Origin of the sequence: Micavibrio sp. TMED2 (genome assembly GCA_002168225.1) — a bacterium.
Classification (GTDB): Bacteria; Pseudomonadota; Alphaproteobacteria; order TMED2; family TMED2; genus TMED2.
In genome coordinates, this window is sequence record NHBH01000001.1 from 222,205 (window position 1) to 234,561 (window position 12,357).

12 protein-coding genes are annotated in these 12,357 nt (G+C 59.4%); 6 read left to right on the plus strand and 6 right to left on the minus strand.

Going from position 1 to position 12,357, the window contains the following annotated elements; genetic code table 11:
- Window positions 1–189: 189 nt before the first annotated feature.
- Together CBB62_01130 and CBB62_01135 are read right to left on the minus strand one after the other, a co-directional pair.
- A complete protein-coding gene (locus CBB62_01130; protein ID OUT41001.1) occupies window positions 190–822 on the minus strand; it encodes a non-canonical purine NTP pyrophosphatase, RdgB/HAM1 family in 633 nt (210 codons plus the stop codon).
- Window positions 819–1,544: a ribonuclease PH gene (locus CBB62_01135; GenBank protein OUT41002.1), complete on the minus strand. Its 726-nt coding sequence runs from the start codon at window positions 1,542–1,544 to the stop codon at window positions 819–821. Before CBB62_01135 ends, CBB62_01130 begins: the two co-directional genes overlap by 4 nt.
- 226 nt (window positions 1,545–1,770) lie before the next feature.
- Here CBB62_01135 and hrcA point away from each other — a divergent pair, with 226 nt between their 5' ends.
- From hrcA to CBB62_01160, 5 genes are all read left to right on the plus strand, one after another.
- Window positions 1,771–2,796, plus strand: a complete 1,026-nt coding sequence (gene hrcA / locus CBB62_01140; GenBank protein OUT42574.1) for a heat-inducible transcriptional repressor HrcA — start codon at window positions 1,771–1,773, stop codon at window positions 2,794–2,796.
- 160 nt (window positions 2,797–2,956) lie between these two features.
- Window positions 2,957–3,706 carry a nucleotide exchange factor GrpE gene (locus CBB62_01145; GenBank protein ID OUT41003.1) on the plus strand — a complete coding sequence of 250 codons (750 nt, stop codon included), beginning with the start codon at window positions 2,957–2,959 and terminating at the stop codon, window positions 3,704–3,706.
- Between the two features lie 265 nt (window positions 3,707–3,971).
- A complete protein-coding gene (locus tag CBB62_01150; protein OUT41004.1) occupies window positions 3,972–5,924 on the plus strand; it encodes a molecular chaperone DnaK in 1,953 nt (650 codons plus the stop codon).
- Between the two features lie 118 nt (window positions 5,925–6,042).
- A complete protein-coding gene (locus tag CBB62_01155) occupies window positions 6,043–7,194 on the plus strand; it encodes a molecular chaperone DnaJ (protein ID OUT41005.1) in 1,152 nt (383 codons plus the stop codon).
- Window positions 7,195–7,206: 12 nt separating this feature from the next.
- Entirely contained in the window at window positions 7,207–8,013 is an 807-nt protein-coding gene (locus tag CBB62_01160; protein OUT41006.1) for a 4-hydroxy-tetrahydrodipicolinate reductase, read from the plus strand.
- 24 nt (window positions 8,014–8,037) lie between these two features.
- Here CBB62_01160 and CBB62_01165 read toward each other — a convergent pair whose 3' ends face one another.
- The 3 genes from CBB62_01165 to CBB62_01175 all read right to left on the minus strand — a co-directional run bounded on the left by CBB62_01165 (window position 8,038) and on the right by CBB62_01175 (window position 11,259).
- Entirely contained in the window at window positions 8,038–9,582 is a 1,545-nt protein-coding gene (locus CBB62_01165; protein ID OUT41007.1) for a hypothetical protein, read from the minus strand.
- A 158-nt stretch (window positions 9,583–9,740) separates the two neighbouring features.
- On the minus strand, window positions 9,741–10,628 hold the full coding sequence (locus CBB62_01170; GenBank protein ID OUT42575.1) for a hypothetical protein: 888 nt from the start codon (window positions 10,626–10,628) through the stop codon (window positions 9,741–9,743).
- Between the two features lie 103 nt (window positions 10,629–10,731).
- The gene (locus tag CBB62_01175) at window positions 10,732–11,259 is read right to left on the minus strand and encodes a hypothetical protein (protein ID OUT41008.1); all 528 of its coding nucleotides are present in this window, start codon (window positions 11,257–11,259) and stop codon (window positions 10,732–10,734) included.
- A 123-nt stretch (window positions 11,260–11,382) separates the two neighbouring features.
- Between CBB62_01175 and CBB62_01180 the strand changes: the two genes are divergently transcribed.
- The gene (locus tag CBB62_01180; protein ID OUT41009.1) at window positions 11,383–12,018 is read left to right on the plus strand and encodes an endonuclease III; all 636 of its coding nucleotides are present in this window, start codon (window positions 11,383–11,385) and stop codon (window positions 12,016–12,018) included.
- Window positions 12,019–12,024: 6 nt separating this feature from the next.
- Here the strand turns inward: CBB62_01180 and CBB62_01185 are convergent, their stop codons facing one another.
- Window positions 12,025–12,291, minus strand: coding sequence for a hypothetical protein (locus tag CBB62_01185; GenBank protein ID OUT41010.1), 267 nt, complete (start codon window positions 12,289–12,291; stop codon window positions 12,025–12,027).
- Between the last annotated feature and the right edge of the window lie 66 nt (window positions 12,292–12,357).

Here is a 12,357-nt window from a genome sequence, read left to right on the forward strand (position 1 = left end):
AATGGGTATTTCCGGTTTTTGATCTTTTTGTACGGGGAAGGTTGTTGCTGGCGGATGGGAAATCAAGCCTTTTCACCAATCGCACCAGCGTCGAAACCGCACATCAGGACAAGATCAGGTTATGCCGGTCACATGAAAAACCTAAGCGCGATACATATACATCAAACGCATGGCTGGGTGGCATATGGTTTATGGGAAACAGCGCAGTCGTAGCTGGGCAAAGGCCGCCGCCCGGTGGCTGACCGCCTGTTTTGCCTCTTTCGGCATTTCGGCGAAGGTCTGCTCATGCCCCTTGGGCACAAACACCGGATCATAGCCGAAGCCCTTGTCACCGCGCATGGGCCAGACGATCTCGCCCTCACAACGGCCCTCGACGATCTCCACATGCCCGTCAGGCCACGCCAGAGCCAGCGACGAGATAAAGGCGGCACTCTTATCCGGGTTTTCGCTCGCCTGCATCGCCTCATGTACCTTGGTCATGGCCATGACCCAGTCGCGTTCCGGCAGCTCGTTGCCATCGCGGTCGGTTTCGGCCCAGTCAGCGGTATAGACGCCGGGCGCACCATTGAGGGCAACCACGGCAAGGCCGCTGTCATCGGCAAGGGCGGGCAGGCCGCTGGCCTTTGCCGCCGCCAGCGCCTTGATCGTGGCATTCTCGGCGAAGGTGGTGCCGGTCTCCTCGGGTGAGTCGAGACCAAGTTCACCGGCAGTGGTCAGGGTCGGCACCCGGCCATCGAGCAGGGCGGCAATTTCCGGAACCTTGCCCTTGTTATGGGTGGCGATAACGAGGGTCTGGCCAGTGAATTTGCGATGCTCGGTCATGACAGATCCAATGCTGATGTCTGGAACTCCACCAGTTCGCCGCAGCCCTTCTTGGCCAGCGCCAGCAGTTGGTGGAACTCATCTTCGGAAAACGGGCGCTCCTCGCCGGTGCCCTGAATTTCAACGATACCGCCCTTGCCGGTGAGCACGAAATTCGCATCCACAGCGGCGGTACTGTCCTCGGCATAATCGAGGTCGAGCACTGGTGTGCCCTGATAAACGCCGCAGGAAATGGCGGAGACGCTGTCAGTGATCGGGTTTTCCTTGATCGCCTTGATCGCGAGCAGGTGCTGGATCGCGAGGCTGAGGGCGACATAACCGCCGGTGATCGACGCGGTACGCGTGCCGCCATCGGCCTGAATCACATCGCAATCGATCTTGATCGAGACTTCACCGAGCTTGTCCAGATCGATGATCGAGCGCAGGGCACGACCGATCAGGCGCTGGATTTCCTGGGTCCGGCCCGATTGCTTGCCGCGGGCGGCTTCCCGCGCCATGCGGCTGCCGGTTGCCCGTGGCAGCATACCGTATTCTGCGGTCACCCAGCCACGCCCGGTGTTGCGCATCCAGCCCGGCACCCCGTCCTCGACGCTGGCGGTGCACAGCACATGGGTATTGCCGAACTTGATCAGGCAGGAGCCTTCGGCGTGGATCGAAACATCGGTGGTGACTTCAACAGCGCGCATGGCATCGGCGGCGCGGCCGGACGGACGTGATGACATAAGAGACTAAATCCAATCGGGTATCTTGCGGGTGGGACAGTTGTGGCGCTGCTATATCACAACAGGGCATTGCATCCATACCGCCGGAATTTTAAATTTTATAGCGACGTTGATTGCCAGTTTGGATGATAATGCCGTCATGGCCAATAAACCCATACCATTTCCGGGCCAGTTCCCGGGTCCATTCTCCGGTCTGGATAGTCAGGACCAGCCATCACCGCTCGGCATGCTGAACGAGCGTTCGCGCGCCGTACTGCGCCATGTGGTCGACAATTACGTTCTGCACGGCGAGCCGGTCGGATCGCGCACCATTTCCCGCGCGCTCGGCATTGACCTGTCCCCGGCCACAATCCGCAATGTCATGGCTGATCTGGAAGACGCCGGACTGCTGCATTCGCCCCATACCTCCGCCGGACGCCTGCCGACCGATGCCGGTCTGCGCCTCTTCGTCGACGGGCTGCTGGAAGTCGGTGACATTGCCGCCGATGAGAAAGCCTCGATCGAAGCGCTCGCTGCCGGAGCCGGCAAGACCATGCCGCAGATGCTGGCCGAGGCAACGACCATGCTGTCCGGCCTGTCGCGCTGTGCCGGTCTGGTCGCCGCACCGAAACGCGAAAGCCCGCTGAAACAGATCGAGTTCGTTGAACTCGGCCCCGGTCGGGCACTGGTGGTGATGGTGACCTCCGATGGGCTGGTCGAAAACCGGGTGCTGAACCTGCCGCCCTCGATCCCGCAATCTGCCCTGCGTGAGGCAGCAAATTACCTGAATGCCAAGCTGATCGGTCGGACGCTGGAACAGACACGGCGCGAGATTACCGACGAGATCGCCACCCGCAAGAGCAGGCTCGACGAACTCTCGACACAGGTGGTTGAGGCCGGGCTTGCGGTCTGGTCCGGCGATGAATCCGGCACGCTGATCATCCGGGGTCAGGCCAACCTGCTCGATGACATTCAGGCTCTGGAAGACCTCGACCGGGTCCGGCAGCTGTTTGACGAGCTGGAAAGTCAGGAAACCATCATGCGGGTCATCGATGCGACCGATACCGCCGAGGGTGTGCAGATTTTCATCGGTGCCGAAAACCGACTGTTCTCGGCTGCCGGATGCTCGGTGATTGTCGCCCCGTACAAGAATTCGGAACAGGAAGTCGTGGGCGCCATCGGCGTGATCGGCCCGACGCGACTGAATTATGCCCGAATTATCCCCATGGTCGATTATACCGCCAAAATCATGGGCAAACTGGTTGGCAGTTAAGCAAAAACAGGGGTGACGCTATTTCACCTCAGGCCTTGAAATAGCGGATTCCATACCGACATCAGGCGATATTGTTTGTCTCACGCTTGCGTCGGGGCAAACCACGGCTTAAAAACCGCGCACACCAGAAAACAGTAAACCGATTGGCGAAACAGAACCCATGTCGCAACAAAAGCCTTTGAACGACAAGAAACCCGCTGAGCAGGGTGACGATACCCCGCTCACTGTTGACCCGACCCTGAAACCGGAAGAGGCCAGCGCTGCCTATCAATCCGCACAGGCGAAAAGCCCGGGTGATGCCACGGCAAGAGCCGAGGCCGATGCCATGGCCGATATTGCCGATGAGCTGGCGGCTGAAGAGATGGATGAAGACGAGCTGGACAATGTCGAGCCGATGTTCAATCCGGTTGATGAGATCGCTGCCTTGAATGCCCAGGTCGATGATCTGCGCGACCGCCTGCTGCGCGCCGCTGCCGAGACCGAGAATGTCCGCCGCCGCGCCGAGCGGGAAAAGGCCGATGGTGCCAAATATGCCGTTGTGAAATTTGCCGAGGACATGCTCAATGTCGCGGACAACTTCGCCCGCAGCCTCGATGCCGTTTCTCAGGAAGCGATCGACACCGCCGATGCCCAGATCAAAAACCTGATCGGTGGCATCAAGGCCGTGGACAAGGAACTGCAATCGGCCCTCAACCGCCATGGCATCAAACAGATTGCCATCGGCGAGAACGAGATTTTCGACCCGAACAAGCATGAAGTCATGTTCGAGGTCGAGGACCCGTCAAAACCACGCGGCACGATCATGCAGGTTCTGCAGCAGGGTTATGTGGTTCATGACCGTCTGCTGCGCCCGGCTCGCGTCGGTGTCACCAAGGGTGGTGCCGAGGGACCGGTCGACAAAACCGCCTGAAAATGACGGTACCCGGTCCGCCGGGGATATTTATCCGGCAACATGGTAAAAAATGGCAATTTCTTGCTGTTGCCGTGTTGCACCAATAGGCAAGCGTGCCTATATCCCGCCTAGCGTTGGTTGTTGGGCGTATCGCTTTTAACAAGGGTCGCCAATCAGCGACCAACAGTGTTTGAAACCTAATCTGGGCCTGGCAGGGCCATATAGAATATGTTGACGGACTGCCAGAACCCGCCGCCATGAAGAGAACAAGGGGCTGATAGGAATGAGCAAAGTAATTGGTATCGATCTCGGAACCACGAATTCATGCGTTGCCGTCATGGACGGCAATCAGGGCAAGGTCATTGAGAATGCCGAGGGTGCCCGCACCACCCCGTCAATGGTCGCCTTCGCCAAGGATAACGAGCGTCTCGTTGGCCAGCCGGCCAAACGTCAGGCCGTTACCAATCCCGACAAAACCCTCTACGGCATCAAGCGCCTGATCGGTCGCCGCTTCAGCGAGAAGCAGGTCGAGGAAATGGTCAAGAAAGCGCCATTCGATATCGTCGCTGGCGATAACGGCGATGCCTGGGTCAAGGTCGGTGACGAGAAATACGCACCATCACAGATTTCCAGCTTCGTCCTCAGCAAGCTGAAAGAAACCGCAGAAGCCTATCTCGGCGAGGAAGTAACCCAGGCGGTCATCACCGTTCCGGCATACTTCAACGACAGCCAGCGTCAGGCCACCAAGGATGCCGGTAAAATCGCCGGTCTTGAAGTTCTGCGTATCATCAACGAGCCAACCGCCGCCGCACTCGCCTATGGGCTGGAGAAAAAAGGCAGCGGTACCATCGCGGTCTATGACCTCGGTGGCGGTACCTTTGACGTCTCGATCCTCGAGATCGGCGATGGCGTTTTCGAAGTGAAGGCCACCAATGGTGACACCTTCCTCGGTGGTGAGGACTTCGATAACAAGATCATCGACTATCTTGCCGACGAGTTCAAAAAAGAGAACGGCATCGACCTGCGCGATGACAAGCTGGCTCTGCAGCGCCTGAAGGAAGCTGCCGAGAAAGCCAAAATCGAGCTGTCTTCCGCAACCTCTACCGACGTCAACCTGCCGTTCATTACGGCGGACAAGGAAGGTCCGAAGCACCTCAATCTCAACCTGACCCGCTCCAAGCTGGAAGCGCTGGTTGCCGATCTGGTCAAACGGTCTATCGAGCCATGTAAAGCGGCTCTGAAAGACGCCGGTCTGAAAGCATCCGAAATCGATGAGGTCATCCTCGTCGGTGGTATGACCCGGATGCCGAAGATCATTGAGGCAGTTGAAGAATTCTTCGGCAAGGAACCACACCGCGGTGTGAACCCTGACGAGGTTGTGGCCGTTGGTGCCGCGATCCAGGGCGGCGTTCTGAAAGGCGACGTCAAGGACGTCCTGCTGCTCGACGTTACCCCGCTGTCACTGGGTATCGAGACCCTCGGTGGTGTCTTCACCCGTCTGATCGAGCGTAACACCACGATCCCGACCAAGAAATCACAGACCTTCTCAACCGCTGAAGACAACCAGAACGCTGTCACCATCCGGGTGTTCCAGGGCGAACGTGAAATGGCTGCCGACAACAAGGCGCTGGGTCAGTTCGATCTGGTCGGTATCCCACCGGCACCACGCGGTATCCCGCAGATCGAGGTCACCTTCGACATTGATGCCAACGGTATCGTGCAGGTGTCCGCTAAGGACAAGGCGACCGGCAAGGAACAGCAGATCCGTATTCAGGCATCTGGTGGTCTGTCTGACTCCGACATTGAGAAAATGGTCAAGGAAGCCGAAAGCAACGCCACCGACGACAAAAAGCGTCGTGAAGTTGTCGAGGCACGCAACCAGCTCGATGGTCTGATCTACTCAACCGAAAAATCGCTCAGCGAAAACGGTGACAAGATCAACTCGGATGAGAAAGCCGAACTGGAGAGCGCGATTGCAACCGCCAAGGAAGCAATGGCTGGCGAAGATCCTGACGCCATCAACGCGGCGCGCGAGGCCTTGCAGCAATCAGCTATGAAGCTTGGCGAAGCCATGTACAAGGCGAGCCAGGAAGAGGCTGCCGCTGACGGCGATGCCGATGCGGCGGATGCCGCGGCTGCCGATGCCGCCGCTTCCAAGGCTGAAGACGGTGTCGTTGATGCCGAGTTTGAGGAAGTCGATGACGACGAAAAAGGTGGCAAACAGGCCAACGGCTGACGTTGCCTGACACTGTCACCATGACCAAACCGGCCGCGGAGTTTTCCATGGCCGGTTTTCGTCCGAAAGAACCCCTCTTACCACCAGCATTCAGCGACCCGATGGCGGAAAACGATAGATGGCGAAGACAGATTATTACGAGCTGTTAGGCGTTAAAAAGGATGCCTCGCAGGCTGAGCTTAAAAGCGCCTATCGCAAACAGGCCATGCAGTACCACCCGGACCGCAATCCGGATGATCCTGAGGCCGAACACAAGTTCAAGGAAATCAGCGAAGCTTATGACGTCCTGAAGGACGACGACAAGCGCGCAGCCTATGACCGTTACGGCCATGCAGCCTTCGAGGGCGGCATGGGCGGCGGCGGTGCCGGCGGCAATGGCGATTTCGGTTTCAGCGGCGCTAATTTCGCCGATATTTTCGACGAGATGTTCGGCGACTTCATGGGCGGCAAGCGCGGCGGCGGTGGTGGCAAGGCCAGCAGTCGCGGCTCCGACCTCCGCTACAACCTCGAAATCAGCCTCGAACAGGCCTTCAAGGGCGACAAGGTACAGGTCCGCGTGCCGACCTCGGTTGCCTGTGACCACTGTCATGGCACTGGCGCGGAAGGCAACAGCGAACCAATCACCTGTCCGACCTGTAGCGGTGTTGGCCGGGTACGCGCCCAGCAGGGCTTCTTCATGATCGAACGTACCTGCCCGACCTGTAACGGCGTCGGCAAGATCATCAAGAACCCGTGCGGCGTTTGCTCCGGTGCCGGTCGGGTGCGCAAGGAAAAGAACCTGAACGTCAACATCCCTGCCGGGGTTGAGGACGGCACCCGCATCCGCCTCGCCGGTGAGGGTGAGGCTGGCCTGCGCGGTGCACCAGCCGGTGATCTCTATATCTTCCTGAGCATACAGCCCCATGAGTTCTTCATGCGCTCCGGCTCCGATCTGGGCTGTCGCGTACCGATCCCGATGAGCACGGCAGCGCTCGGCGGTCAGGTGGAAGTACCGACCATTGACGGCAAGCGCGCGCGCTTCACCGTGCCTGCCGGAACCCAGACGGGCCAGACCTTCCGTCTGAAAGGCAAGGGCATGTCGATCCTGCGCTCACAGACCCGTGGCGACATGATGATCGAAACCTTTGTCGAGACACCGCGCAACCTGTCGGCCAAGCAGAAAGACCTGCTCAAGCAATTCGACAGTGAGGGCAAGCCCGGCTCCAACAGCCCGGAATCTGAAGGCTTCTTCTCCAAGGTCAAGGAACTCTGGGAAGACCTGAAGGACTAGGGGTAACGCGTCATGAAAATCGGGGTTCTGGGTGCCGGTGGCCGTATGGGCCAGTTGATCGCTGCCGAAATCATGGCCGCAAACGGGCTGACCCTGTCTGCTCTCGGTGTCCGTGATGGCGATGCCCGGATCGGCGAGACGGCGGAAGCTACCTTTGGCTTGACCGGCAGCGTGGCACCGGTGACCGGGGATGCCGCCGGGGTCTTTGCTGTCTCGGATGCGGTGATCGACTTCACCCTGCCCGAGGCCACCACCGCCCATCTGGAACTGGCCGTTACCCATAAAACCGCGCTGGTGATCGGCACAACCGGTCTCGATGCCGATACCGAAGCGGCCATTACCGCGGCGGCAGCGGAAGTGCCCGTCATACTGGCGGCCAATACCAGCCTCGGCGTCAACCTGTTGCTCGATACCGTCCGTCGGGTGGCTGGCAGCCTTGATGCCAGGACCGCCGACATTGAAATCGTCGAGATGCATCATAGCGCCAAGGTCGATGCCCCAAGCGGTACGGCACTGGCCCTCGGCCATGCCGCCGCTGCCGGTCGCGGCAAAGCACTGGCCGACATTCAACGCCTGTCCCGCGAAGGGCATACCGGTGCCCGCCCGGAAGGCGAGATCGGCTTTGCCACCCTGCGCGGCGGCGATGTGGTTGGGGAACACACCGTCATTTTCGCCATGGCCGGTGAGCGGATCGAGATCACCCATCGCTGCACCGATCGCAAGATCTTTGCCCGTGGTGCCGTGCGCGCCGCCGAATGGCTGGCCCGCCAGCAAGCAGGTCGCTACAGCATGGGCGATGTTCTTGGCCTGTCCGACTGACGCTACCCAGGCCCGATGGCCTGCCTAGCCCTGCTGCTGCTGGACATCAGCGGCAAGATAGGGCCGCCACAGATCGGGATTGCGGTTATCCGGTGCGGCCTCGGCCACCGGCTTGAAGCCAGCAGGATACCCACCATCAACCTTTGCGCCCGATGCCTGAATACACAGCATATAGCGGCGCACGGTTTCCGCGCACAGCAGCGGATACTGCATCAGGTTCTTGAAGATATCGTATGAGTCACGCGGCAGGGTAAAGAAGGATGAGAAGCGGCTCTTCGCATCAATCGTTTCAGCCAGTGAAACGCCCAGCCAGTTCATCAACTGACCATCCGGCGAGAGATCATCGAACCGCTCGGCAACCGCCAGAAACGGTTTGTTGATCAGCACTTTACCGGTGGAAAATGAGCGCAAGACATCACTGAGCCATGTCACCCGCTGCACCCGATTGCCGAGATCAGCGGTAATCCGGCTGGCGGTCAGGCGGATCAGCCCGTGGCCCGGTGCTGCGCTGTCATTCATGGCCGGAATGCCGGAAACCAGTTCCATGGCCGTCTTCAGATGCGCATAACGGTCGGCGGCACTGGCATCTGCCTTATGCGCGGCCCCCCAATGACAGAGGGCAAGACGCAGTTGCTTGTCCGGCTCGGGCAGAGCATCACCGGAAACCCAGGGACCGAAATCCAGCCCGGCATGGACCACCCAGCCCTGCATGGCGACATAATCATCCCAATCGACAGCGGGCGCCTCGCCCGGCTCAGCCGATTTCAGCAGGAATCCACGCTCCACCAGCCGGTCGGCACAATCGGACTTACAGGCAAAGAGGTTGAGTTTGTAGCCGTCGATTTCATCAGACAGGCTGAACGGCACCAGCACATCAATGCCGGGGATCAGGTGGTATGGCTCATAGCCCATATCGGCGAATTGCTGGATCAGCTGGGTATTCACCTGATTGCGGTGCTTCAGCTCATACATGACCAGAGGCGATTGCTGCTCGAAAAACGCCTTACCACCCTTGAGGATGGCTGATTCAGCCCCCTCGGCATCGATTTTCATGAAATCGAACTGCACATCGCCGAACTGCTCCGCCATCAGCTTGTCGAGAGTGCTCAGCTTGACCTGTTCGGTATTGGCGCCCGGACCGTCGGCGAGGGCATTCAACTCCGATGAGCTTTCGATGGTCAGATAGCCGTCACCATCGGAATCCGACAGCGCCATCTGCAAAACCTCAATGGCCTTAAAATCATTGGCGGCAACAGATCGGCGCAGGAAACCGGCAGTATTACTCGCTGGCTCAACCGCCCAGAACCGGCCATCACCGCCAATCGCCTTGGCCATGGCGAGGGTATAGAGGCCGAAATTGGCCCCGATATCGAGCATATTGACGCCCGGCTGGGCCAATTTCCGGATGAACCCGATCTCATCCTCGAACCAGTCTTCCTGTTCCAGCAGCACAAACGGTGTCATCTGGCTCAGGTCATTCGGCACAACGACTTTCAGATCATCAACAATAGTGATTTCGAGGGCATCCTGACCCGGGGTCCGGTCAAACGGGATTTTACGTGCTGGCATGGGAACAATCGTCGGCTGGCTGGAAACAGGCTGATACCTGATGCGTTATCGGTAAAAGCAATGCAAGAACCCGGCCAGCTTTGCCGCTGAGATGCCACCTGTCCAGCCAATTTCCCGGCTAATCTCCCGGATGATCCACAGGCCGGGGCAAATCAGCGTCAGCCAGCCGCCTGCGCCTCATCAAAACGGGCAAATTCACAAGCGAGCTGCACCCGTTTGCGCCCGACGCCCCAGCGATAGGCGTGGATCATGCCGGTCGAGGTAATCGCCCGATGGCAAGGGATCAGGGCACTGACCAGATTGGCCCCACAGGCCGCCCCCACCGCGCGGGTAGCCTTCGGCGCGCCGATTGCCTCGGCAATCTGACCGTAGCTGTAGACCCGACCCGCCGGGATCGAGAGCAGCGCGTGCCAGACCTTGAGTTGGAAATTCGTGCCCCGCAGCAGCAACCGTGGCGGCTGGCCGTTTACCTGGAGTGACCCGGTCTGCCAGTCACGCATGAAGCCCAGCGCCTGATCGAGCACCGGCTGCACGGCGGCATCGTCACGTATCTGTCTGGCCAGTGACCATTCAGCATGAAACTCCTGTTCCGCCGCCTCGGGCCGGTCATGGTGATCGAAGGCCAGCCAGCAGATACCGCGTTCGGTCACACCGAGCAGCACCGGCCCGAACAGGGAGCGGCACCAGCCATAGGTGATGGTCAGATCACTGCCGGATTTCTTGTATTCACCCGGTGTCATGGCCTCGACCGCAACGAACAGGTCATGGAGCCGGCCCGGCCCGGATAACCCACTGTCGAGCGACGCCTCAAGCAGGCTTGCCCCCTCCGCCAACTGGCCACGGGCATGGGCAATGGTCAGATATTGCAACACCCGTTTCGGGCTGACGCCCACATGATCGGTAAAGGCACGCTGGAAATGCGACAGGCTCCACCCGGCGCGTTTGGCGAGCAGGTCGAGGCTCGGCTGCTCCTGCCAATGGGCGGCGAGGTAATCGAGTGTATCGCCGATGCCGTGATAGATCGCGGATTGCATCGGCTCTGGCATCTCGATATCGGCATGGGCAATGGTGTTCATCATGGGTATGATCCTAAACCGGAACGGCAGGCTCACCCACCCGATTTTTGCGGTTTGGCCCGCTTAGTCCCGCTCAGGTTTCAGCAACCGCCTGCGGCAGCTGCGGCCCCCGCGCCCGGTCAAGCGCCCGGCGCAAGGCAGCGACAAAATCCGCCCGCTCCTCCGGTGCCAGAAAACTACCGATGGTCACCGACCGGCCATGACTGCCCAGCCGTATCTGGCTGTCATGCTGCACCGGATCAGCGAGGTCGACATTGAGCCAATAGGGCTGGAACTGCCATTGCCTGTGCTCACCCCAATGATTGCAGCGATCGACGGTCAGTTGCCGGTCAGTGAGATGCACGGTCTCATAGGCACGACCGGTTCTGTAATTGTGCTTGAAGCACCAGTAGACCAGGCCGATCTCAAGGCCCATGAAGCCGAAAACCGGCCAGGCACCGACCATGAAAAACCAGCCGCCGACACCGAACAGCATTGCGCCGAATGCCAGCATCAGCAGGCGAAAGCCACGCGGCGACAGGCTCCGGTTCGGTCGCAGGATCGCGTCGAAATAGACCGGAGAGCCGTGCTCATCATGCTGGATCGGCTGTTCTGTTGTCATACCCGATACTATGGCGCGAAATGCCGGTATGGGAAAGTGGCAGCTTGCCGCGCGCCTGTGCCTGCGCCTATATCTTGATCCCGCCGAACAACCAACCGAACCCACCAACTGACCCACCAGACCATGAAGCCCGAGCAGATTGATGAGTTTTTCGCCCGATTGTCGGCGATCAACCCGGAACCGAAATCGGATCTGGAATACACCAATGCCTATACGCTGCTGGTAGCGGTCGTGCTCTCGGCACAGGCAACCGATGCCGGGGTCAACCGGGCGACAAAGGAACTGTTTCAGATCGCCGACAATCCCCATGACATGGTGATGCTGGGCGAGGGACGGGTGCGCGATTACATCAAGACCATCGGCCTGTTCAATGCCAAGGCAAAGAACGTCATCAAGCTCTCGCAAATCCTGATCAACGAACATGGCGGCGAGGTACCGAAGACCCGCAAGGCGCTGGAAAAACTGCCTGGCGTCGGGCGCAAGACGGCAAATGTGGTGCTGAACATCGCCTTCGGTCAGCCGACCATTGCGGTGGATACCCATATCTTCCGGGTCGGCAATCGCATGAAAATGGCTACCGGCAAGACCGTCGAGGATGTGGAGCGCAAATTACTGCGCAAGGTACCGGCGAAATGGAAACAGCACGCCCATCACTGGCTGATCCTGCACGGTCGCTATACCTGCAAGGCGCGCAAGCCCGACTGCCCGCATTGCGTGGTCAGTGATCTCTGTCCCTATCCGGACAAGACTGTCGCCTGATGACGATCAGCCCTTGTTATCGGGAATTTCCGCTACCGTGATGGCTTGTTCATCGTTGTCATAGCTTGGCGCCTCGACGAACACATCAACGGCGGAGGTCACTGCCTTGGCAGCGGCACCGGTGGCAGCACCGAGCAGACCGCAGCCGGAAAGCCCGGTCATGGTAATAAGCGCCATGGCCAGAAGCCGGAGAGTTGATGAGGATGCCATGACGTGTGCGATGTCCCGGAAATGCGTGAACGGACCATCATGATCGGCAATCGACCACGACACAGGCAAGCATTCCCGATACCAGGCACCGGAAAGCCCGGATAAACCGGTAAATCCGTCACGTCAGTG